At 73.1% G+C, this 22,955-nt stretch carries 15 protein-coding genes; 5 read left to right on the top strand and 10 right to left on the bottom strand.

All coding sequences use genetic code 11. The annotated features are described in order from the left end of the window. Positions 1-116 precede the first annotated feature (116 nt). Both AB0946_RS00480 and AB0946_RS00475 read right to left on the bottom strand, forming a co-directional pair. Positions 117-749 carry a DUF305 domain-containing protein gene (locus AB0946_RS00480; RefSeq protein WP_366758431.1) on the bottom strand — a complete coding sequence of 211 codons (633 nt, stop codon included), beginning with the start codon at positions 747-749 and terminating at the stop codon, positions 117-119. Continuing rightward, the gene (locus AB0946_RS00475) at positions 746-1,429 is read right to left on the bottom strand and encodes a DUF3105 domain-containing protein (RefSeq protein WP_366758430.1); all 684 of its coding nucleotides are present in this window, start codon (positions 1,427-1,429) and stop codon (positions 746-748) included. The genes AB0946_RS00480 and AB0946_RS00475 overlap by 4 nt, the downstream gene beginning before the upstream one ends. Positions 1,430-1,565: 136 nt before the next feature. On the opposite strand from AB0946_RS00475, the gene AB0946_RS00470 reads away from it, so the two are divergent. Beyond that, on the top strand, positions 1,566-2,015 hold the full coding sequence (locus tag AB0946_RS00470) for an Rrf2 family transcriptional regulator (RefSeq protein WP_366759109.1): 450 nt from the start codon (positions 1,566-1,568) through the stop codon (positions 2,013-2,015). 286 nt (positions 2,016-2,301) lie between these two features. Here the strand turns inward: AB0946_RS00470 and AB0946_RS00465 are convergent, their stop codons facing one another. After that, positions 2,302-3,486: a globin domain-containing protein gene (locus AB0946_RS00465; protein ID WP_366758429.1), complete on the bottom strand. Its 1,185-nt coding sequence runs from the start codon at positions 3,484-3,486 to the stop codon at positions 2,302-2,304. 308 nt (positions 3,487-3,794) lie between these two features. Between AB0946_RS00465 and glnA the strand changes: the two genes are divergently transcribed. Beyond that, entirely contained in the window at positions 3,795-5,156 is a 1,362-nt protein-coding gene (gene glnA / locus AB0946_RS00460) for a type I glutamate--ammonia ligase (RefSeq protein ID WP_030653337.1), read from the top strand. A gap of 7 nt (positions 5,157-5,163) precedes the next feature. Here glnA and AB0946_RS00455 read toward each other — a convergent pair whose 3' ends face one another. After that, a complete protein-coding gene (locus AB0946_RS00455; RefSeq protein WP_366758428.1) occupies positions 5,164-9,099 on the bottom strand; it encodes a hypothetical protein in 3,936 nt (1,311 codons plus the stop codon). Continuing rightward, entirely contained in the window at positions 9,096-9,557 is a 462-nt protein-coding gene (locus AB0946_RS00450) for a hypothetical protein (protein ID WP_366758427.1), read from the bottom strand. Before AB0946_RS00450 ends, AB0946_RS00455 begins: the two co-directional genes overlap by 4 nt. 573 nt (positions 9,558-10,130) lie before the next feature. Here AB0946_RS00450 and AB0946_RS00445 point away from each other — a divergent pair. Further along, positions 10,131-11,480, top strand: a complete 1,350-nt coding sequence (locus AB0946_RS00445) for an MFS transporter (protein WP_366758426.1) — start codon at positions 10,131-10,133, stop codon at positions 11,478-11,480. 16 nt (positions 11,481-11,496) lie between these two features. Here AB0946_RS00445 and AB0946_RS00440 read toward each other — a convergent pair whose 3' ends face one another. The 4 genes from AB0946_RS00440 to AB0946_RS00425 form a co-directional block, all read right to left on the bottom strand. Further along, the gene (locus tag AB0946_RS00440; RefSeq protein WP_366758425.1) at positions 11,497-13,848 is read right to left on the bottom strand and encodes an Orn/Lys/Arg decarboxylase N-terminal domain-containing protein; all 2,352 of its coding nucleotides are present in this window, start codon (positions 13,846-13,848) and stop codon (positions 11,497-11,499) included. A gap of 157 nt (positions 13,849-14,005) precedes the next feature. Then, on the bottom strand, positions 14,006-15,028 hold the full coding sequence (locus AB0946_RS00435; protein WP_366758424.1) for a TolB-like translocation protein: 1,023 nt from the start codon (positions 15,026-15,028) through the stop codon (positions 14,006-14,008). Beyond that, the gene (locus AB0946_RS00430) at positions 15,025-16,278 is read right to left on the bottom strand and encodes an MFS transporter (RefSeq protein ID WP_366758423.1); all 1,254 of its coding nucleotides are present in this window, start codon (positions 16,276-16,278) and stop codon (positions 15,025-15,027) included. The genes AB0946_RS00435 and AB0946_RS00430 overlap by 4 nt, the downstream gene beginning before the upstream one ends. Before the next feature lies 1 nt (position 16,279). Then, a complete protein-coding gene (locus AB0946_RS00425; protein WP_366758422.1) occupies positions 16,280-17,167 on the bottom strand; it encodes an alkaline phosphatase family protein in 888 nt (295 codons plus the stop codon). Between the two features lie 127 nt (positions 17,168-17,294). Between AB0946_RS00425 and AB0946_RS00420 the strand changes: the two genes are divergently transcribed. Further along, on the top strand, positions 17,295-18,176 hold the full coding sequence (locus AB0946_RS00420) for a DUF72 domain-containing protein (RefSeq protein WP_366758421.1): 882 nt from the start codon (positions 17,295-17,297) through the stop codon (positions 18,174-18,176). Between the two features lie 859 nt (positions 18,177-19,035). Then, entirely contained in the window at positions 19,036-22,056 is a 3,021-nt protein-coding gene (locus AB0946_RS00415; RefSeq protein ID WP_366758420.1) for a bifunctional [glutamine synthetase] adenylyltransferase/[glutamine synthetase]-adenylyl-L-tyrosine phosphorylase, read from the top strand. On the opposite strand, the gene AB0946_RS00410 is transcribed toward AB0946_RS00415, so the two are convergent. Further along, on the bottom strand, positions 22,038-22,898 hold the full coding sequence (locus AB0946_RS00410) for a phosphatase PAP2 family protein (protein WP_366758419.1): 861 nt from the start codon (positions 22,896-22,898) through the stop codon (positions 22,038-22,040). The genes AB0946_RS00415 and AB0946_RS00410 overlap by 19 nt on opposite strands. Positions 22,899-22,955 lie beyond the last annotated feature (57 nt).

Raw genomic sequence — 22,955 nt, 5'->3', positions numbered from 1 at the left:
ACACGATGGGGGCCACTCTTGCGATGAACCGTTCATGCAAGGGGAACGTAAAAGTCAAGAGAAGCTCAAGTAACCGCCCCGCAGGGCGGTTTGACCGATTCATCCTTACGGCGGTGTTACGAACGGGCTTGCGCGCCCCGTTCCTTGAGCATTCCGGCCATCAGCTCGATCTCCGACTGCTGCGCGTCGACCATGCCCTGCGCGAGCCGCTTCTCCACGCCCACCGTGCACTTGGCGACACAGCCCTCGGCCATGTGGATGCCGCCCTCGTGATGGTCCGTCATCAGCTGGAGGTAGAAGATCTCGGCCTGCTTGCCGCTGAGCGACCCGAGCTTCTTCAGCTCGGTGTTCGTGGCCATCCCCGGCATCAGCGCGCCGTCCTTGCCGGAGGCCATGCCGCCCATGCCCATCCAGGTCATCGGCGGGTCGGCCGACACCTTGGGCAGGTTCCACAGGTCCAGCCAGCCCAGCAGCATGCCGCGCTGGTTGGCCTGCGTCTGCGCGATGTCGTAGGCGAGCCGCCGCACCTCCTCGTCCTTCGTGCGGTCGCGCACGATGTACGACATCTCGACGGCCTGCTGGTGGTGGACGGCCATGTCCCGGGCGAACCCGGCGTCCGCCGACTGCGCGCTCGGCGTGGCCGGATCCGATCCGCCGGTCTCCTCGGCGACCGCGTAGGTGATCGCGCCGGCCGCGACGAGCACCGCCGCCGCGGTTCCGGCGACCCAGCCGACGTGCTGACGCCTCACTTCATGACCCCGCCGGTGCACGAGGCGCCCGGCTCGGGCGTCTGCTGCCCCTGCACGTACGTGGCGAAGAACTTGTCCACTTCCGGGTCCTTGGCGCTCTTCACCGCGACCTGGTGGCCCCACGCCGACAGGATCAGCGGGGCGTCCTGGTTCTCGTACGGGCTCATCAGCGAGTACGGGGTCTTCTTCACCTTCGCCGCGAGCGCGTCGACGTCGGCCTTGGCCGCCTTGCCGGTGTACGTCACCCAGACCGCGCCGTGCTCCAGCGAGTGCACGGCGTTCTCCTCGGGCACCGCCTTGGTGTACACGTCGCCGTTGCAGTTCAGCCAGACCGGGTTGTGGTTGCCGCCGACCGGCGGGTGCATCGGGTACGACACCTTGGTCGTCACGTGCGTCCGGGACAGCTTGCCCGACCAGGTCTTCACCCCGTCCTCGCCGGTGGTGAACTTCCCCGAGTCCCCGGAGCCCTTGGCGTCACCGCTCGGCGTGGCCTGGTCCTTGCCGGAGTCGCCCTGCGTCTTCACCAGGACGACACCGCCGACGACGAGACCGACGACGACCACCGCGCTGGCGGCGATGGTGAGCACCCGGTTGCGGCGCTCGCGGGCACGCTCCGCGCGCCGCATCTCCTCGATGCGCGCCTTGCGCGCCGCGGTGCTGCTGTTCTTGCCGGAACCCATGAGGCGTGTCCTTCTGGGGAAGGGGACGTGGACGGTGGGGCCCGCTGATCGTAATGCGGCGGGGCCGCGCTTCCGTAGAGAGGGCACGGCAACCGGATAATTTGAACCAGGTATGCGCATTATCTACGCTCGCGGTATGCGGCTGCTGCGCTCCACCGACCTGGCCCTGCGTGTCCTGATGCGACTCGCGGTCGCCGACGCCACGCCCACGACCCGTCAGGTCGCCGCCGACATGGACGTGCCCTACACGCACGCCGCGAAGGTCGTCGCCGAACTCCAGCACCTGGGCCTGGTCGACGCCCGGCGCGGCCGGGGCGGCGGGCTGGCGCTCTCGGAGCGGGGCCGCACCGCGTCGGTGGGCGCGGTCGTGCGGACCTTCGAGGGCGAGGGTGACGTCGTCGACTGCGAGGGGACGCAGGGGACGGCGGCCTGCCCCGTGCGCTCCGGCTGCCGCCTGCGGGGTGCTCTGCGGGGGGCTCAGGAGGCGTTCTTCGCCGCGCTGGACTCCGTCACGATCGGGGAACTCGTCGCCGAGCCGACGGGGCCGCTGCTGCTCGGGATCTCCAGGAGGCCGGGGCTGGGCTGAACGCGGCGCGGATGCTCGTCCCTGTGCCGGCGGCAGGTGCTCGCCGGGGCTGGGCTGAACGCGGCGCGGCCGGCCGTGTGGGGTTGTCCGGCGTGTGCCGCGCGGTTGTGGCCGGTCGCGCAGTTCCCCGCGCCCCTTCGGGGCGCTCGGCCCTGTGCCGGCCGCCGGGCCGGGGCCGGGCGTCTCGTAGTGGGTGTCGGCCGGGGCTGGACTGAACGCGGCGCGACCGGCCACGCGGGCGTCAGCGTGTGCCGCGCCCCCGTGGCCGGTCGCGTCCGGCGGACGCTCAGCCCTGTGCCAGCCAGAGGTCCGGGCCGAAGACCTCGTAGTGGATGTCGGCCGGGGCGACGCCCTTCCCGATCAGCTGGGCGCGGACCGCGCGCATGAAGGGGAGGGGGCCGCACAGGTACGCGCGCGTGCCGGGGTGGACGTCGATGCCGGTCAGGTCGACCAGACCGGTCCGGGTGCCGGGCTCGGCGTCGCGCTCGTAGAAGAAGTGCGTGGCCGCCTCGGGCAGCTTCCGCGCGTACGCCGTGTGGTCGGCGCGCAGGGCGTGGTCGGCGGGGGAGCGGTCGCCGTGGACGACGGTGACCGGGGCGCGGTGGCCGCCGGTCACGAGGTCGGCCAGCACGGCGATCATCGGGGTCACGCCGATGCCGGCGGAGGCGAGCAGCAGGGGCGTGCCGGGGTCGCCGGCCGGCACCAGGTCGCCGTACGGCTCGGACAGCTCCAGGACGTCGCCGGGCCGCACGCGCGCGTGGAGGTGGTTCGAGACCTCGCCGTCCGGCGTCGCCCCGCCCCGCACGCGCTTGACGCTGATCTGGCGCACCGTCTCGCCCGGCGCCCCGGTCAGGCTGTACTGCCGTATCTGCCGGGCGCCGTCGGGCAGGGTGACGCCGACGGAGACGTACTGCCCGGCGCGGAAGCCGGCCACCGGGCCGCCGTCGGCCGGGCGCAGCCGGAAGGTGACGACGTCCGGGGTCTCCTCGAAGCGCTCGACGACCTCGAAGGCGCGCAGGCCGGGGCCGCCGCTCTCCTCGTACAGCCGCTTCTCGATCGCGATGAGCGCGTTCGCCATCAGCCAGTACACCTCGTCCCAGGCGGCGGTCACCTCGGGGGTGACGGCCTCGCCGAGGACCTCGGCGATGGCGGCGAAGAGGTGCTCGTGGACGACGTCGTACTGCTCGGGGGCCACGCCCAGGGAGGCGTGCTTGTGCGCGATGCGTCCGAGCATCGCGTCCGGCCGCTGGTCCGGGCGGTCCAGCAGGTGCGTGGCGAAGGCGGCGATCGAACCGGCGAGGGCCTGCTTCTGGGTGCCGGCGGCCTGGTTGCCGCGGTTGAAGAGGTTGCGCAGCAGGCCGGGGTGGGCGTCGAAGAGGCGGGCGTAGAAGCGCTCGGTGATCTCGCCGATCGCCGCGCCGACGGCGGGCAGGGTGGCGCGGACGGTGGCTGCGGACTGCTCGGTCAGCATCGGGACTCCTCGGAGAACTCGGCTGACCGGCACGCTATGAAAACTTGCATCTGAGATGCAAATTAAAGAGCCGTGGTATCGGTCACGGGGGAAGCGGACCGGCCATTACGGATGTCGGCCCGAGCAGGCAAGATGGGGCGAGAGCGCAGTACACCTGCCGTACGGGAGGCGTTCAGGGCGAGGACGCCCGGGCGATCGAGGTCCGCAACGCGCGTGAAATGGTGTTGTGGTGGGATGCTCAGGTGCCCGACCGCCTCCCGTGATACGGGGGACAGGCGGCCTGACCAGCAAGGATGGGGAAGCGGAAGATGGACAAGCAGCAGGAGTTCGTGCTCCGGACCTTGGAGGAGCGCGACATCCGGTTCGTACGCCTGTGGTTCACGGACGTGCTGGGCTTCCTCAAGTCCGTCGCCGTGGCCCCCGCCGAGCTGGAACAGGCCTTCGACGAGGGCATCGGCTTCGACGGCTCCGCCATCGAGGGCTTCGCCCGGGTCTACGAGTCCGACATGATCGCCAAGCCGGACCCGTCCACCTTCCAGGTCCTGCCGTGGCGCGCGGAGACCCCCGGCACCGCCCGCATGTTCTGCGACATCCTCATGCCGGACGGCTCCCCCTCCTTCGCCGACCCGCGGTACGTCCTCAAGCGCGCCCTCGCCCGCACCTCCGACCTCGGCTTCACCTTCTACACCCACCCGGAGATCGAGTTCTTCCTGCTGAAGGACCGCCCGCTGGACGGCTCCCGCCCGACCCCCGCCGACAACTCCGGCTACTTCGACCACACCCCGACCAACGTCGGCATGGACTTCCGCCGCCAGGCGATCACCATGCTGGAGTCGATGGGCATCTCGGTGGAGTTCTCCCACCACGAGGGCGCGCCGGGCCAGCAGGAGATCGACCTGCGCTACGCCGACGCGCTCTCCACGGCCGACAACATCATGACGTTCCGGCTGGTCATGAAGCAGGTGGCGCTGGAGCAGGGCGTACAGGCGACGTTCATGCCGAAGCCCTTCTCCGAGCACCCCGGCTCCGGCATGCACACCCACCTGTCCCTCTTCGAGGGCGACCGCAACGCCTTCTACGAGTCCGGCGCCGAGTACCAGCTCTCCAAGGTCGGCCGCTCCTTCATCGCGGGCCTGCTGCGGCACGCGGCGGAGATCTCCGCGGTCACCAACCAGTGGGTGAACTCCTACAAGCGCATCTGGGGCGGCTCCGAGCGCACCGCCGGCGCCGGCGGCGAGGCCCCCTCCTACATCTGCTGGGGCCACAACAACCGCAGCGCCCTGGTCCGCGTCCCGATGTACAAGCCCGGCAAGACCGGCTCGGCCCGCGTCGAGGTCCGCTCCATCGACTCCGGCGCCAACCCGTACCTGGCCTACGCCGTCCTCCTCGCCGCCGGCCTGAAGGGCATCGAGGAGGGCTACGAGCTCCCGCCGGGCGCCGAGGACGACGTCTGGGCCCTGTCCAACGCCGAACGCCGCGCCATGGGCATCGAGCCCCTCCCGCAGAACCTCGGCGAGGCCCTGACCCTCATGGAGGGCAGCGACCTGGTCGCCGAAACCCTCGGCGAACACGTCTTCGACTTCTTCCTCCGGAACAAGCGGCAGGAGTGGGAGGAGTACCGCTCCGAGGTGACGGCGTTCGAGCTGCGGAAGAACCTGCCGGTGCTGTAGGGGCGGGTCAGGGCGAGTTTCCCGCTGACTCGGCGGAGGGGGCCGACGGTCGTGGACTGTCGGCCCCGTCGCGGTGTTCGTGCTGCCGCATCGGCCGGGCGCACGGGGGGTTGTAGGGGAGGTGGGGGACGTACTTGTGCCACAGCTGGGGGGTCAGCATGTTGCCGGTGGAGCGGCAGATGTACGCGACGGCGGATCTGGTGGTCATGGGCAGAATGCGAACGGCGGATGAGCCGTCGCCGATGATCAGGGTGCGACCGTCGCCGGAGAACGTCATCGTGTCGATGTAATCGGGGAGGAAGATCGGCTTTCCGAAGGGCCGCGCGTGGTCCGGGTCGCGGACGTCCCACAGCCGGAGCGTCTGGTCGGAACCGCCGCTGGCCACGGCGCGGCCGTCCGGACTGAACGCCAGAGCGATCACGGTGCCCCAGTGACCCGTCAGGTCCTGACCCATGTGCCTGGGACGGGTGCGGTCGCGGACGTCCCACAGACGGAGTACCGCGTCCTTGCCGGATGTCGCGAGCATGTGGCCGTCCGGGCTGAAGACCACCGAGTAGACCGCGTCCTGGCTGACAGCCCGGAGCCTGCCCAGGGGCCTGGGTCGCGCGGGGTCGGCGACGTCCCAGAGCCGCAGTCTGCCGTCGTCCGACACGGCGACGAGCGTGCGTCCGTCAGGGCTGATGGTCACACCGTTGATCTGACCGCTTGATCCCGAGGACAGCGGCCGGCCGAGAAGCCGTGGACGAGACGGGTCGGAGACGTTCCAGAGGAGCACCGCTCCGTGGGAGTCGCCGCTGGCCATCGTGTCCCCGCGGGGGGAGAAGGCGACACTCAGGAAGCCGTGGCCGGCATGCCCGGGCGATCTCCTCAGGAGCCTTGGTCTGGTCGCATCGGTGACGTCCCACAGCTGCACCTTCGGTTCGGCGGCGACGGCCAGGATCTTTCCCCCGGGTTGGAAAGCGACGGCTTCGGGAGGGGACGGCGCGTCCAGCCGTATCGACGCGCTGCGCAGCCGGGGATCGGCCGTGTTGCTGACATCCCAGAGGCGTACGGTCCGGTCCGCCGAACCCGAGGCGAGCAGATGCCCGTCGCGGCTGAGGGCCATTGCCTCTACCAGGTCCGAGTGCCCGGTGAGGATTGTGCGGGGGATCGTCCAGACCCTGACTTGGTGGTCGTTGCCGACGCTGGCCAGTCTGGTGCCCTGGGGATCGAAGGCCAGCCCCCATACGTGTCCGGCGTGGCCCACCAGCGAGGCGAGAGCCCGGTAGTCCTTGCGGGACGCCATGTTGTAGAGCCGGACGGCGTTGCTGTCGCCACCGAGGGCCATGAGGTTTCCGGTGCGGGAGAACGCCACCGCGTTGACGTCGCCCTCGGCGGTCGGGGAGGCGATCGCGTTCGGCTTGGCCGGATGCGTGATGTCCCACAATTGGGTCGTCCCTGAGGCTCCGGTTGCGGCCAGAGTCCGGTTGTCGTGGGTGAAGGCGACCGCCTTGACATCGTCGCCGGCCGACGCGTCCGGGATGGTCGGCGTGCCGGCGGCCCGTGGACGCCGCGGGTCCGCCACGTGCCACAGCCGTACGGTCGCGTTGCTCCCTCCGGCCGCCAGCAGCGTGCCGTCCGCGCTGAAGGCGACGTCATACACCGAGCCTTTGGCTCCGGCCCCGGTCAGCGGTCGCCCGAGGAGCTTCGGGTAGCGGGGGTCGGAGACGTCCCACAGCCGGACCCGGCCGTCATCGGCCGCTGTCGCCAGGAGGCGCCCGTCAGGGCTGATCGCGAGGGCGTACTGCCCGCCGCCACCTGCCTTGACCGGGTCACCGAGGGCGATGGGGTGCCGGGGGTCGCGGACGTCCCAACGGCGGAAGGTGCCGTCCTCGTCGGCGGCGGCGAGGAAGTGTCCCACAGAGCTGAAGCGCACTCCCCACACCCGCTTGTGGAAACCCCGCAGCGGATCGCCGAGCCTGCTCGGGCGGCCCGGGCCGGCGGTGTTCCACAGCCGGATCTCGCCCTTTTGGTCCCCGCTCGCCAGCACCTGGCCGTCGGGACTGAAGTCCACGGTGTTCACCTCGCCCCGGTGTCCGGTCAGCACGGTGGACAGCGGTGTGTCCTCGTCACCCAGCAGGTTGAGCTCGGTGGACTCGGTCGGCTGCATCCGAAGCGCCACCACGTCCAGCTGGGCGGCCAGAGAGGCGTCCGTCATACGCACCTGATCGGCCTCGGCCCTGATCTCCCCGGCGATCGCGGCATTCCGTTCCTGCCGTGCCCTGTCGCTCTGCACTCGCGCGACAACGCCCACCACCGCGACGGCCACGGCCAGCGCACTCAGGACAGCGACGAGGCCCTGCCATATCCGGCGAACGCGCCGCCTGTGCCGTATCGAGGCGCTCAGGAATTCGGACGCGACCGGCCCGAGTCGGCCCGCGCCCTCGTCCTCATGCGCACCGTCACGCCCAGCCAGCGCCCGCGCCTCCTCCAGTCGCACCCCCCTGTACAGCAGCCCCGGATCACGGCTCGCCTCCTCCCAAGCGACCGCCGCGTCCTCCAACCGCTGCCGTGCCAGGTACCGGGCCCGGTGGTCCCGGATCCACTGGCGCAGGCGTGGCCAGGTGCGGAGGAGTACCTCGTGGGTGATGGTCACCGTGTCCTGCTCCCGGGTCAGCAGGCGTCCCCGGGTGAACGTCTCGACGACCTGCGCGGCCTCCTCCGGACGCGCACACTGGCTCACGAGGTCGTCGTACCGCACCGGACACCGCGTGTCCGCGGCGCCCCGCTCGCCGAACTTGACGAGCCGCAGGAACAGGGACCGCGCGGTCTCCCGCGCCGACGGATCCAACCGGTCGAACCAGCGGTCCGCCTCGGTGGCCACGCTGTTCGCGATGCCGCCGGTCGCCTCGTAACCGTCCACGGTGAGGACATGGCCCGCGCGGCGCAGCCAGGTCGCCCGGAGGGCGTGGGCGAGCAGAGGGAGCCGTCCGATCTCGTAGGCGGGGTCGTCGTCGGCTCCGTCCTCGGTCGTGCCCAGGTCGCGCAGCAGGACCTCCACCAGCCCTGGTTCGACGTCCAGCCCGACCGTGCGGGCGGGGTAGAGGATCGCCTCCCGTACGCCGGTCCGGGTCAGCGGTCCCATCATCACCTGGTTGCGTTCCACCGCGTCGAGGAGACCGGGGTGGGCCGCGCACTGGGTGTAGAAGTCCGATCGCAGACCGAAGACGACCAGGCCGGGTGGGGGTTCGCCGCTCGGGCCGACCTCCGCGATGCCGAGGACCGCGTCGAGGAAGTCCCGGCGCTCCTGCTTGTCGGGGCACAGCGTGAACAGTTCCTCCAGCTGGTCGACGACCACGACGGCCCGGCGTTCCCCGGGGCCCTTCGCCAGTGCCCGGCGCAGCTCGTCGGGCCGCAGGACGGGAGAACCGTCCCGGCCGCTTTCCATGACCTCCCACAGGTGGGCGCCGAGGGCCTCCATCGGATGGGACGTCGGCGTGAGCCACACGAGCGGCCAGCGCGCCGAACCCGGCAGCACGCCCCGCCTCAGCTCGGCCAGCAGCCCCGCCCTGAGCAGCGAGGACTTCCCCGCCCCGGAGGGCGCGACGACGACCAGTGCGCCGCCCGCCGCGAGGCAGCCGTCCAGCCGGACCAGCAACTTGGCCACCACGGAGTCCCGGCCGAAGAACCACCGCGCCTGTTCGGTGGTGAACGCGGACAGACCGGGATACGGGCACTCGTCGGAGAGTGCGGCGTCGGGCACCCGGTGTGTGCCGCGCACCCCGGTCTCGTAGTGCACGTGCAGATCCCGCTCGGAGACGTACAGGTCCCGGCGAGCCTGGTAGATCCTGGCCCGGTCCGAGGCGCGCGCCTGCAGGCCGACCCGCTCACCGCGCGGCATCTCCTCGCCTCGGACGGAGGGTCCGCCGGAGCCGCGTGCCGGGGGTCCGCCGATGGGAGTCATGGTCCCTGGATGTGCTGATCACGCCCGGCCTGGTAGACCCGGCCCTGTCCGGAGGCCTCGGCGTGGAGCTCCTGGGTCCCGGTGCGGATGCCGGTGTCGTGGTGCACGTGCGGGGTGATGTCCCGCTCGATCAGGCGGCGCAGGTCCTCCGCCAGTGCGCGGTTCTCCCCCAGCAGCTCGGCCACCCGGTCTGCCCAGACCGTGACCAGCTCCGACTCCGCGTCAGTGTCCTGTTCCCGGCGGGCCGTCACCGCGCGGTCCCTGGACTCCTCCAGTTCCGCGGCCACACGGTCGGCCTGCTGCGGGCGGATGCGACGCCACCAGCCGGCGAAGGCTGTCCGTACCTGTTCCCAGGCGTCGGTGGTCATCGCTCCCACCAAGGCCGTGGCCGCCGACATCACGATCGGGTCCATCGCCACCAACCCCGCAATTACCTCTAATAGGACTAATGTACCCATTTTCGGGTATCGTGTCGCGCCAACACGGTGGCGGCCAGGGCGCTTTGGTTGAACGGTGAAGGAGGGGTTCAGGCCGGTCGCGGCGGCAGCGCGGTCGCGTGGGGGCGGTCAGGCCGGACCTCGGGCCGGGGTGACGTACAGGCGGCGCAAGCCGGTGGCTCGGCCCCGGGTAACCCGTACCCGGCGCCGTCAGCCTCCCCGAGCGACGGCACGCGCGTCCGCCGCACTCAGGCCGGTCGAGCCGCGCTGCTCGGCAACTCCTCGGGGACGGCCGCCACTTCGCCCGTCTCCGACGCCGTCCTCGAAGAAGCCGGTGTTCTGCCGTCAGTTCTCCGATGACATGCTCGCGATTGCCGCGGTGGGCCGGCGCCTCGTCCCAACTCCGCGACGCCGAGGCACGCTTCACTCACTCCGCGACGAGCGGCCGGAGGGGGACGAGCACGGTCCGGGGTCACGGCGTCCCACCGCCGCTCCCCGTGACGCCGCCGAGTCGCGTACCGAACACGCACCCGGAACCGTGAACACGCACCCGAGGTCGTCGATCCGGCCTCCCCCCGGCCCTAGCATGCGTCTGTGGCACCGCTGCTCGCCGTGTGCGCCGGGTACTTCATGGTCATCCTGGACGTCACGATCATCAATGTCGCCGTGCCCGCGGTGGGCCGGGAGCTGGCGGCATCGCTCACCGGCATCCAGTGGATCACGGACGGCTACACCCTCGTCCTCGCCGGGTTCCTGATGACGGGCGGTGCGCTCGGCGACCGGCTGGGCAACCGGCGGGTCTTCTGCTCGGGCGTGACGCTGTTCACGGTGGCGTCGGCCCTGTGCGCGGGCGCGCCCAGTGCCCCGGCCCTCGTCGCGGCCCGGCTGGTGGAAGGGCTCGGCGCGGCACTGATCGTTCCCGGCTCGCTCGCCCTGCTCCAGGAGGCCTACCCCGAGCCCGCGGCGCGTTCGCGCGCCTTCGGGCTGTGGGGGTCGATGGCGGGGATCGCCGCCTCCGCCGGGCCCCTGCTGGGCGGGCTCCTGGTGTCCACCGTCGGCTGGCGGTGGGTGTTCCTCATCAACGTGCCGGTCGGCGCGGCCTGCCTGGTCCTGACGGCGCGGTTCGTCGCGCCCTCGCCACGGCACCCGGACCGGGCCGTGGACTGGCCGGCCCAGGCCGCCGTGGTCGCGGCCGTCACCCTGCTGACGGCCGCCCTGAACGAGGCCGGGCGGCGCGGCTGGTCCGACCCGGCCGTCCTCGCCGGACTGGGGCTGGCGGTCCTGGCCGTGGCCGGGTTCGCGCTGCGCGAGCGGCTCGCCCGGGCGCCGGCCCTCCCGCTGCGGCTGCTGCGCTCACCGGCGATGGGCGGAGCGGCCGTCGTAGGGCTCCTGTTCAACTTCGGCTTCTACGGCATGGTGTTCACCGCCAGCCTGTACTTCCAGCACCAGCGCGGCTTCAGCGCGCTGCGGACCGGGCTGGCGCTGTTCCCGGCCGTGGCGGTGACCATGTTCGCCTCCGTCCTGTCCGGGCGCCTGACCCGCCGTACCGGAGACCGCCCGCTGGTGGTCACCGGCATGCTCCTGGGCGCCCTCGGGCTGGCCGGCTGGGCCGCCGCCGGGGCGGATCCGGCCTACCCGCTGCTGGTGACGCCCATGATGGCCGCCGGGTTCGGCACCTCCTTCGCCCTGACCGGCTCGACCGCCACGGTGATGGGCGCCGCACCGAGGGCGTACGCGGGAGCCGCCTCCGCCCTGTTCAACACCACCCGGCAGATCGGCAGCGCCACCGGCGTCGCACTCGGCGGCAGCCTGCTGGCGACCAGTGCCGGCTACGGCTCCGGGGTGCGCCTCGCCATGGCCGTCGGCGCCCTCGCCTACCTGCTGGCGGCGGGCCTGGCGTGGCGGTGCGTGCCGGCCAAGGCGGCCCGGGCCACCGCCCCGTGACGCTTCGGCGGCCGGCTCAGTGCGCGCGCAGGCACTCGATCTCGTAGTCCCCGCTGTCCTCGTCGATCGTCACCCCGTGGGTCTCGCTGCGGAAGCCCGGGAAGTGGCGGTCGAAGGTCTCCAGGGCCGTGAGGTAACGCAGGAGGGGGCCGTCGGGGGCGCCGGTGGACTCGCCCGGCATGAGGACCGGGATGCCGGGCGGGGTCACCGTGACCATCGCCGCCGCCACCCGGTGCGCCGCGTCGGCGATCCGCACCCGCTCGGTACCGCCCCGCACCAGCCGCTGGTAGCAGTGCTGCGGCGGGTGGACCGGCTCCGGGAGCTGCTGGAACGCGGTGTCCAGCAGCTCCACCAGGCGCGCCGAGCGCAGCTGCTCGTGCATCTGCCGGCACAGCTCGCGCAGGGTCAGGCCCGAGTAGCGGCGAGGGTGCGCGGCGACCGCCTCGGGAAGGACCCGGACGAGCGGGGCGTCGGCGTCGTACAGGGCCTTGAAGTCCATCAGGGCGTCCAGCAGCGTGCCCCACTTGCCCTTCGTGATGCCCATCGAGAACAGGATCAGCGTGGTGTAGCTGTCGGTCTTCTCGACCACGATGTTCCGGGTGGCCAGATAGGCGGTCAGCACGCGCGCCGGGATGCCCTCCTCGGCCATCTCCCCGGTCGCGGTGATGCCGGGGCAGGTCAGCGTGACCTTGACCGGGTCCAGCATGCAGTGGCCCTCGGTCAGCCCGGGGAAGCCGTGCCAGGAGGCGCCCGGCTCCAGCAGCCAGCAGGACTGCTCCGTGCGCAGCAGCTCCGGCGGGGCCTCGTCGAACGGCAGGCGTGTGCCGGTCGCCGGGTCGGTGACCTCCTCCGGCTGCCAGACGCCGAAGAACCACGGCGGCCGGTCCCCGGCGCCCTCCACCCGCCGGCGCAGCCGGACCATCTCCTGCCGGAAGCGGACCGCCTCCGTCACCGCCTCGTCCACCAGCCACTCGCCCTGCGGGCCGTCCATCATCGCCGTCGCCACGTCCAGCGAGGCGATCATCGGGTACAGCGGCGAGGTGGTGCCGTGCATCATCAGGGCCTCGTTGAACCGGTCGTGCTCCACCGGTGCCCGGGGCGCGGGCCGTACGTGCACCATCGCCGACTGGGACAGCGCGGCCAGCAGCTTGTGCGTGGACTGGGTCGCGAAGACCGTCGGCCGGTCCGGCCCGGGGAAGGTGTCCGCGTCCACCGACATGCCGTACCGGCCCCGGTACAACGGGTGGAACCGGGCGTACGCGAACCAGGCCTCGTCGAAGTGCACCCGGGGGGTGCTGGCGGCGAGCGCCCGCGCGGCCGGTACGGCGGCGTAACTCAGGCCGTCGTAGGTGGAGTTGGTGAACACCGCGTACTGCGCCTCGCGGGACACGGCCCCTTCGGCCAGCGGGTGCGCGGCGATCCGGGCCGCGATCGAGTCCGCCGCCAGCTCCGCCGGGGGCAGCGGCCCGGCGAGGCCGTACCCGTTGCGGGTGGGCACCAGGTAGACGGGCCGGGCGCCGGAGACCACCAGGCCGTGCAGCACCGACTTGTGGCAGTTGCGGTCCACCAGCGCCAGTTCGTCACGGGTGACGCTGAAGTGGCCCACCAGGCGGTTGCAGGTGGAGTCGCCGTGCAGCACGAAGTAGCTGAGGTCGGCGCCGAAGACACGGGCCGCGTTGCGCTCCGCCTCCCCGATCGGGCCGGTGTGCTCGAACAGCGAGCCCAGCTCCTCCACCGAGATCGACAGGTCCGAGCGGAGCAGCCGTTCGCCGAAGTAGTCGTGGAAGGCGCGCCCCGCGGGCGACTTGAGGAAGGCGACGCCGCCGGAGTGGGCCGGGGTGTGCCAGGAGTACTCGTGGGCGTCGTCGAAGCGCCGCAGCGCCCGGAAGAACGGCGGCAGCACGTCCTCCCGGTAGGCGCGGGCCGCGCTGGTGATCCGGCCCGCGATGAACCCCGGGGTGTCCTCCAGCGGCCACACGTACCCGACGACCGTCTCCGACACCCACAGCGGCAGCTCCCGCACGCCCTCCTCGGCCATGACCAGGAACACGGGAAGGTCCCGGAACCGCCGCCCGATCCGCCGCAGGACGGCGGCCCCGCCGGGGGTGCCGTCCGCCGGGGCGAGCGCGGCGCCCGGACCGTCGCCGTGCCGCCGCGCCCCGTCCCCGGGCAGGTCCCAGGCGACCACGGCCGCGGCGAGGCCCGCCTCGGTCCGCAGCACCGCCTCGGCGTCCTCGGCGCTGACCGCCCAGCGCACCTCGAAGCCGTCCGCCTCCACGGCGTCCCGGATCTTGCGCAGCTGCTCGGCCCCGGCGCCCTCGGCGCGCGGGTGCTGCGGTACCGCGACCAGGATCCTGCTGTCGGCCATCGCGTGCCCTCGCCTTCCCCGGCGGCCACCCGGCCACCCCGCCGGAAAGTCTCGGGCGTGACCGCGGACGACGACGGGGGCCGCGTACGGCAAACCACCGGGACGACGGAAAACCCGGGCCGCCGCGTTGACCCCGGCATGATCCGAACGAGCGGGCCTAGCCGAGGTACGCCGGTGACACCGCCGCCGGGCTGATCCGGTGGGGCCGTCCGGAGCCGTCCGCCGGGACCTCGTACAGGTCGGCGCCGTAGTCCCCGGGCAGCGCGTACACGAGCGTGCGGGTGTCCCTCCACACCGCCTGGTCGTCCACGCTGCGGGGCTCGGCGAGCGGGGTCTCGCGCAGCGTGCGCAGGTCCAGCACGTACAGCCGCCAGGGCGCGTCCTTCGGCAGCCCCGCCACCCGCTTCTTGTACGCGACCCGGGTGCCGTCCGGCGACAGCGACGGGCACTCCACGTTGGCGTGCAGCGTGGTGACGGTACGGCGGCGCAGGTCGCCGCGGACCAGGTAGGTCCGCCCCTTGGTGGCCAGCGTCGCGTAGAAGGTGCGGTCGTCGGCCGCGAACGTCACCCCCCAGAAGTTGACGTCCGCCGCCCGGTACGGACGGCCGTCCTTGACGATGCGGAAGTCCTCCAGGGACGGGATCAGCTTCCCGGTGCGGGTGTCCACGATGGCCGCCCGCGTGGAGAAGTCCGTCCCGGCGTACGAGTCGCCGCCCACGAACGCCGTCCAGGCGGCGAAGTGCCCGGTGGGGGAGACCCGGGCTCGGGAGGGGATGCCCGGCACGTCGTAGCGGTCCACGGTCCGCAGACGCGCGTCCAGGATCAGCGCGCGGTAGGTGTCCGAGACCGGCCCGTGCACGGCCTGGAGGCACACGCCGGTGCCCGAGGCGGCGTGGAACCGCAGGCACTTGAGGCCGGACGCGGTGCGCGGCGCGTCCGGGGCGGAGGCCGGGACGCTGGTCAGCTCGTCGCGGTGCGGCCCCCACGCCATGTTGCGGAACACCAGCCGCCCCGGCTCGCGCAGCGTCACCGTCCCCGGCGTGACGCTCGGCCCGCCCGCCTGGGCGCGGTCACGGCGGTCCGCCCGCGCGGAGGCGTGCAGCACGGACGCCAGCCCGACCGCCGCCAGCACGCAGACGGCCGAGACCAGGATCAGGACGCGGGTGCGTACGGTCCTCACGCGGACACCGTTCCCTTCGGACGCAGGGTGAGGGAGAACGCGGCGCACACGGCCAGCGCCACCGCCGCGCCCGCCAGCGCCGCGCGGTCGCCCCACACCGTCCAGGCCGCGCCGAACAGCAGCGAGCAGGCGAACCGGGTCAGCGCCTGCCCGGTCTGCACGACGGCCAGCCCGGAGGAGCGCAGCCGTTCCGGCACGCTGTCCGAGGCGGCGGCCATCAGCACCCCGTCGGTGGCCGCGTAGAAGCAGCCGTGCAGGGCGAGCACGAGAAACGGCAGGCCGGTGCCGTGCCAGGAGGAGAGCAGCAGCGCGTACACGACGAGCAGCGCGCCGTGGCCGGCCAGGAAGACCGTCCAGCGGCCCACCCGGTCCGCGAGCCGGCCGAGCGGCACCGCCAGCAGCAGGAAGGTGGCGGCCGTGCCCAGCGGCAGCAGCGCGAACCAGCGGTCCGGGACGCCGAGGCGGCGCTGGAGCAGCAGGTAGACGAAGGAGTCGCTGACCGTGGCGAGGCCCAGCAGCAGCGCGCACACCGTGATCCGGCGCAGATCGCGGCCGCGCAGCAGGGCGAGGGCCGCCCGGACCGTCGGCCGTTCGGCCGGGACCGCGCCGCCCCGCCCGCCCGGCACGAAGAGCACCAGCACCAGCACGCCCAGCACGGCGACGCAGAAGCTCACGGTGAACACCGCGTCGTACCCGTCGACGGTGGCCCGCAGGATCAGGAACGCCGCCAGCGGCCCGAGCAGGGCCCCGGCCGTGTCCATCGCCCGGTGCACCCCGAAGGCCCGCCCGCGCGTCTGTGGCGTACTGGCCAGCGAGATCAGCGCGTCCCGGGGTGCCGTGCGCAGCCCCTTGCCGGTCCGGTCGGCGGCCAGTACCAGCCCGATCGGGGTCAGCGTGTGCGCCACCAGCAGCAGCGGCTTGCACACGGCCGAGATGCCGTAGCCGAGCCCGGCGACCCACTTGTGCCGCCCGCCGCCCCGGTCGGCGAAGTGCCCGCCCACCAGGCGCACCAGCGCCGAGAACCCGTTGTACACGCCGTCGAGCAGCCCGAACCCCAACGGCGACAGACCCAGGCCGGTCACCAGGTACAGCGGCAGCACCGCCGTCACCATCTCCGACGAGACGTCGGTGACCAGGCTCACCGTCCCCAGCGCGAGCACGGTCGGCGCGACCGCCGCACGGCGCCGCCCGGCCGAAGGCCGGACGGCACCCTGAGCGGACGTACTCGCACGGCTGTCCGCTACGTACACGTCAGGACGCCCAGATCCCGGTGATGTCGTTGGCGGAGGCCGCGTTGCCCGCGTGCGTGGTCAGGCCCTGGGAGTCCTCCAGGGTGCGCAGCAGGTCGTAGTGGTTGTACGTGGTCGAGGAGCTGGACCCGGCGGCGACGGGCTGCCCGTAGAACACGGTCGGGATCTTGTTCCCGCTCAGCCGGTTGTCCTCGTCGAAGGTGACGACGAGCAGGCTGTTGTGGGTCTTGGCCCAGGTCGCGTAGGCGCCCAGATTGTTCTTCAGCCAGGTGTCACCGGTGGACACCGAGCAGTCGTGCATGTCGCTGCACAGGTTCGGGACCACGAACGACACCTGCGGCAGCGTCGAGTAGTCCGTCGGGAACTGGGCGAACGTCTTCGCGGTCGAGGTCGGCACGTTGCTGAACCCGAACCAGGGGTTGTGCTTGCGGGCGTAGTTGCCGCTGCTGCACGTCGTGGAGCCCTGGCTGGGCAGCGTCTCGTTGTAGCTGGCCCAGGTGCGGCCGGCGGCGATCAGCTCGGACGCGAGGTTGCGCGCCGAGGAGAACCCCGGTGTGTAGCAGCTGTCGTCGGTGATGCCCTGCGTCGACCCGGAGAACAGCGCGAAGTAGTTCGGCTGACTGGGGTGGGTCTCGGCGTACGACTGGGTCAGGTTGGCACCCCCCGCCTTCAGCGAGTTGATGTACGGCGCGCTGGAGGAACCGATGACCTGGCTGTAGGCATGGTTCTCGAAGACCACGACGACCACGTGGTCCGGGCTGGGCACGGCGCCCGCGGCGTGCGCGGACCCCTCCCCGAGCCCGGTCCACAGCCCGACCGCGGCCGCGGCGAGGGCGGCCGCGCACGCCACGACGGCGCGGGCACGGCGGTACACGGAACTGCCGGACACATCAACCTCCGGGTAAGGATGGGCGGCTGGCGGTGCGGACAGAGCATGCTCATGCCGACATGCCCGTGGCCCACGCCCGCGAACCCCACGGGTGAAAACCCGGTGAACGCCGGGTACTCGCGCCCGCATGGCGGACATCCTCATCGGCACCTGCGGCTGGACCGACCCGGCGCTGCTCCGGAGCGGCTGGTACCCACCCGGCCACCGGGACGCCGAGAAGCGGTTGCGCCACTACGCCACGCGCTTCCCGCTCGTCGAGGCGGACTCCCCGTACTACGCGCTCCCGGCCCCGCGCACCACCGCCCTGTGGGCCGAACGCACACCTCCCGGTTTCCGTTTCGACGTCAAGGCGTTCTCCCTGCTCACCGGTCACCGTACCCGCCCCGCCGCCCTGCCGCCCGACCTGCGCGACCACCCCCGTGACGAGGCCCTGCGCACGGAGGTCTGGACCCGCTACACCGAAGCGCTGGCCCCGCTCCGCGACGCCGGCCGCCTGGGCACCCTCCTCTTCCAGTACCCGCCCTCCCTCACCCCCGGCCCGGAGGCCGAGGCCTTCGTCCGCGCCGCCCGCGAACGCGCCCACGACTGGCCGTTCGCGGTGGAGTTCCGCGACCCCGCCTGGTGGCACCCCGACCGGGCGGACCGTACGGCGGCGTTCCTCGGGGACCTGAACGCGACGGCGGTGGCCACGGACACCCCCGACGCCCCGCCGCCGGCCCCCGTCACCACCCCCCGCCTGCACCTGATCCGCTTCCACGGCCGCAGCCCCCACTGGGGAACGGGCACGAAGGAGGACCGCTTCCGCCACACCTACACCGAGCAGGAACTCGCCACCTGGCTGCCCCCCATCCGGCGGGCAGCCGCCCAGGCGGAGGAGGTGCACGTCCTCTTCAACAACTGCTGCGGAGACGCGGCCCCGAGGGCGGCCCAGACACTGCGCGACATGCTGGCGACGCCCCTCCCACACCAACAGCGCCGCCCCGCCCCACAAGAGGCAGGACCGGCATAACCACGAACGCGACGGCCGGCACCGCCCCATGGCGGGGCCAACCGAGACGGCACCCTTACGCGGCACCCACGACGGCCCGCACCCACGCACGGCGGGGCCAACCGAGGCGGGACCCTTACGCGGCACCCGCGACGGCCCGCACCCACGCACGGCGGGGCCAACCGAGACGGCACCCTTACGCGGCACCCGCGACGGCCCGCACTCGCGCACGGCGGGGCCAACCGAGGCGGGACCCTTACGCGGCACCCGCGACGGCCCGCACCCGCCCACGGCGGGGCCAACCGAGACGGCACCCTTACGCGGCACCCGCGACGGCCCGCACTCGCGCACGGCGGGAAGGGGACGTGTCGGGTGGTGTCCGCCCGCAGCGGCCGGCGAAAACCCCCGGCACCGCACGAGCAACAGCCCGCCGGACCGAGGACGGACACCACCCGGCGCGGCCCCGCCCCCCACACCCACCGCAGGCGCGACCCGAGCCACGACTCACCCGGACGGGCCGCCGCAGGCACGGGACCGGCAGCCCGGCACGGACGGGCCGCCGCAGGCACAGGGCCGGCTGCCCGGCACGGACGGGCCGCCGCGGACACAGGGACGGCAGCCTCGCGCGGACGGTCCGCCGCAGGCACTGGACCGGCAGCCCGGTACGGACGGGCCCGCCGGCACAGGGCCGGGGCGGCGGCACCGCAGGCGTCGGGGTGTGCCGAAGCGGGGGCGGCCCCCTACGGATGGGGGCTCCCGGACAGAGGGCGGCGGCTCCCACAGGCCCGGCTTCCGCCCCCTTCCCCCCAACCGCCGGACGGCACCCGCTCCGGTTAGGCTCTGGCCAGGACGACAGCGGATCCGAGGGGAGACCACGGACATGACGCCGGGGCGCAGGAGCAGCACTTTCACCCGTCTGCTGCGGCACGGCTTCACCGACCCGTCCGCCGCCGAACGCCTCCTCGACGGCCCCGAACTGGCCCCCGTCCGCAACGACCCCGTCCTCCTCGAAGCCCTCGGCGCCACCGCCGACCCCGACCTCGCCCTGCACGGCCTGGTCCGCCTCCTGGAGGCCCAGCCCGGCCCCACCGCCCACCGGGAACTGCTGGACACCCTCATCGCGGCCAAGCCGCTGCGCGACCGCCTGCTCGGCATCCTCGGAGCCTCCGCCGCCCTCGCCGACCACCTCGCCCGCCACCCCGGCGACTGGCACGCCCTGGTCACCTACGAGCCGCACGACCTCCACCCGGGTGTCGCGGAGTTCGAGCGCGGCCTGGCACAGGCCACCGACCCGGTCTCGCTCCGCGTGGCCTACCGCCGCTGCCTGCTCTCCATCGCCGCCCGCGACGTCTGCGGCACCACGGACGTCGCCGAGGCGGCCGCCGAGCTCGCCGACCTGGCCACCGCCACCCTCCGCGCGGCCCTGTCCCTCGCCGAACGCGCGGCGCCGCAGGACGCCGCCGCCTGCCGCCTCGCGGTGATCGCGATGGGCAAGTGCGGCGGCCACGAGCTGAACTACGTCTCCGACGTGGACGTCATCTTCGTGGCCGAACCGGCCGAGGGCACCCCCGAGCCCGAGGCGCTGAAGGCCGCGACGAAACTCGCCTCGCACCTGATGCGGATCTGCTCCGAGACCACCGTCGAGGGCTCCATCTGGCCGGTGGACGCCAACCTCCGCCCCGAGGGCCGCAACGGCCCCCTCGTGCGCACCCTCAGCAGCCACCTCGCCTACTACCAGCGCTGGGCGAAGACCTGGGAGTTCCAGGCCCTCCTCAAGGCCCGCCCGGTGGCGGGGGACGCGGCGCTCGGCGAGGCGTACATCGAGGCCCTCGAACCCCTCGTGTGGAAGGCGGCGGACCGCGAGAACTTCGTGGCGGACGTGCAGAAGATGCGCCGCCGCGTGGTCGAGAACATCCCGGCGGCCGAGATCGACCGCGAACTCAAGCTGGGCCCCGGCGGCCTGAGGGACGTCGAGTTCGCCGTGCAGCTCCTGCAGTTGGTGCACGGCCGCACCGACCCCGCCCTGCGCAGCGGCACCACCCTGGACGCCCTGACGGCGCTCGCCGCCGGCGGCTACGTCGGCCGGGAGGACGCCGCCCGCCTGGACGAGGCGTACCGCTTCCTGCGCTCCATGGAGCATCGCATCCAGCTGTACCGCCTGCGCCGCACCCACCTCGTGCCGGAGGCGGAGCCGGACGTGCGCCGCCTCGGCCGCTCCCTGGGTCTGCGCGCCGACCCGGTGGCCGGGCTGAACCGCGAGTGGAAGCGGCACACCGGCGTCGTGCGTCGGCTGCACGAGAAGCTCTTCTACCGCCCGCTGCTCGACGCGGTCGCCCAACTCGCCCCCGGCGAGGCCCGGCTGCGCCCGGAGGCGGCCCGCGAGCGCCTGGTGGCGCTCGGCTACGCCGACCCGGCCGCCGCCCTGCGCCACCTGGAGGCCCTGGCCTCCGGCGTGTCCCGCAAGGCGGCGATCCAGCGCACCCTGCTCCCGGTCCTCCTCGGCTGGTTCGCGGACTCCGCCGACCCGGACGCCGGCCTGCTGAACTTCCGCAAGGTCTCCGACGCGCTCGGCAAGACCCCCTGGTACCTGCGCCTGCTGCGCGACGAGGGCGCGGCGGCCGAGAACCTCGCCCGCGTCCTGTCGGCGGGCCGCCTCGCCCCCGACCTGCTGATGCGCGCCCCCGAGGCGGTGGCCCTGCTCGGCGACGGCAGCGGAGCGGGCCCCGCGACGGCAGGCGGCGGCCTCGCGCCGCGGCAGCGGGCCGCGCTGGAGCAGGAGATCCTGGCGGCCGTGGGTCGCGCGGAGAACGCCGCGCAGGGTGTCACCGCGGCCCGTGGCGTCCGCCGCCGTGAGCTGTTCCGCACCGCCGCCGCCGACATCGTCGGCTCCTACGGCACCGAGACCAGCCCCGCCGAGGCCGACCAGGGCGCCCTGGTGGACCGGGTCGGCGCCGCCGTCTCGGACCTCACCAAGGCGACCCTGGCCGGCACCCTGCGCGCGGTGGTCCGGGAGGGCTGGGGCGACACCCTGCCCACCCGGTTCGCGATCATCGGGATGGGCCGCTTCGGCGGGCACGAGCTGGGCTACGGCTCCGACGCGGACGTGCTGTTCGTGCACGAGCCGCAGGACGGTGTGGACGAGCACGAGGCGTCCGCCGCCGCGAACAAGGTCGTCGCCGAGATGCGCCGCCTGCTCCAGCTGCCCAGTGCCGATCCGCCGCTGCTCATCGACGCCGACCTGCGCCCGGAGGGCAAGTCGGGCCCGCTGGTGCGCACCCTGAAGTCGTACGAGGCGTACTACCGCCGGTGGTCCCTGGTCTGGGAGTCACAGGCGCTGCTGCGGGCCGAGCCGGTCGCGGGCGACGCGGACCTGGGCCGCCGGTTCGTCGAGCTGGTCGACCCGCTGCGCTACCCCGCCGAGGGCCTCACCGAGGACGGGGTCCGCGAGATCCGCCGGCTGAAGGCCCGCATGGAGTCCGAGCGGCTGCCGCGCGGCGCCGACCCCAAGCTGCACACCAAGCTCGGCCCCGGCGGTCTGTCCGACGTCGAGTGGACGGTCCAGCTCCTCCAGATGCGCCACGGCCACCAGGAGGCGGCCCTGCGCACCACCCGCACCCGCCAGGCCCTGGCCGCCGCCCGCGAGGCCGGGCTGCTGTCCGCGGAGGAGGCGGAGATCCTGGACGAGGCGTGGGTGCTGGCCACCCGGGTGCGCAACGCGGTCATGCTGGTCCGCGGCCGGGCCGGGGACACCTTCCCGACCGAGCCGCGCGAGCTGGCCGCCGTCGGCCGCTACCTGGGCTACGGCGCCGGGCACGCCGGGGACATGCTGGACGCGTACCGGCGTACCACCCGCCGGGCGCGCACGGTGGTGGAGGAGCTGTTCTACGGCGACAGGGCCTGAGCCGGCGCGGGGGTCGGGGCCGGGACCCGCCGGGGCAGCGCGTGCGGCAGCCTGCCGTACCACACCCGGGCCACCGAGAACCCGAAGGCGAGGCAGAGCACACCGCCCACCGCGTCCAGCCAGAAGTGGTTGGCGGTGGCGACGATCACCAGCAGGGTGGCCGCCGGGTACAGCAGCCCCAGCACCCGCGCCCACGGCACCGACGCCAGCGCGAAGACGGTCAGCCCGCACCACAGGGACCAGCCGATGTGCATCGACGGCATCGCCGCGTACTGGTTGGACATGTGCTTGAGGTCCCCGGAGGCCATCGAGCCCCAGGTGTGGTGCGCCATCACGGTGTCCACGAAGTGCCCGCCGCGCATCAGCCGGGGCGGCGCGAGCGGGAACAGGTAGTAACCGGCCAGGGCCACACCCGTGGTCGCGAACAGCACCAGCCGGGCCGCCGCGTAGCGGCCGGGATGCCGGCGGTACAGCCACACCAGCACCCCGATGGTGACGACGAAGTGCAGTGTGGCGTAGTAGTAGTTCATCCCGATGATGAGCCAAGTCACCGAGTTCACGGCGTGGTTGACCGACTGCTCGACGCCGATGCCCAGCGCGTGCTCGGCGCGCCAGATCCAGTCCGCGTTGCGCAGCGCCGCGGACCGCTGCTCCGGCACGGCGTTGCGGATCAGTGAGTACGTCCAGTAACTCACCGCGATCAGAAGGATCTCGAACCACAGCCGGGGCCGCCTCGGCCGCCGCAGCCGGCCCAGCGGACCACGTGGGACCTCGCCCGTGACGGCCCGCGGAACGGCCACCTCCTCGCGACCTTCCGGCTCTGTCACGGTCGAGTCACTCATAGGCACAGAGTCTGCCAGACAAGCCTTCCCTCGGCCGATCATCCCAAGGTCGGGTCC

Origin of the sequence: Streptomyces sp. NPDC046870, from assembly GCF_040704595.1 — a bacterium.
Classification (GTDB): Bacteria; Actinomycetota; Actinomycetes; order Streptomycetales; family Streptomycetaceae; genus Streptomyces; species Streptomyces argyrophylli.
This window is presented reverse-complemented; position numbering and strand designations above follow the sequence as displayed.

Bases quoted from the DNA above. Each gene is read 5' to 3' on its own strand.
- AB0946_RS00475 (WP_366758430.1), bottom strand. From the start codon at position 1,429: ATGGGTTCCGGCAAGAACAGCAGCACCGCGGCGCGCAAGGCGCGCATC.
- AB0946_RS00470 (WP_366759109.1), top strand. From the start codon at position 1,566: ATGCGGCTGCTGCGCTCCACCGACCTGGCCCTGCGTGTCCTGATGCGA.
- AB0946_RS00465 (WP_366758429.1), bottom strand. From the start codon at position 3,486: ATGCTGACCGAGCAGTCCGCAGCCACCGTCCGCGCCACCCTGCCCGCC.
- glnA (WP_030653337.1), top strand. From the start codon at position 3,795: ATGGACAAGCAGCAGGAGTTCGTGCTCCGGACCTTGGAGGAGCGCGAC.
- AB0946_RS00455 (WP_366758428.1), bottom strand. From the start codon at position 9,099: ATGACTCCCATCGGCGGACCCCCGGCACGCGGCTCCGGCGGACCCTCC.
- AB0946_RS00450 (WP_366758427.1), bottom strand. From the start codon at position 9,557: ATGGGTACATTAGTCCTATTAGAGGTAATTGCGGGGTTGGTGGCGATG.
- AB0946_RS00440 (WP_366758425.1), bottom strand. From the start codon at position 13,848: ATGGCCGACAGCAGGATCCTGGTCGCGGTACCGCAGCACCCGCGCGCC.
- AB0946_RS00420 (WP_366758421.1), top strand. From the start codon at position 17,295: ATGGCGGACATCCTCATCGGCACCTGCGGCTGGACCGACCCGGCGCTG.
- AB0946_RS00415 (WP_366758420.1), top strand. From the start codon at position 19,036: ATGACGCCGGGGCGCAGGAGCAGCACTTTCACCCGTCTGCTGCGGCAC.
- AB0946_RS00410 (WP_366758419.1), bottom strand. From the start codon at position 22,898: ATGAGTGACTCGACCGTGACAGAGCCGGAAGGTCGCGAGGAGGTGGCC.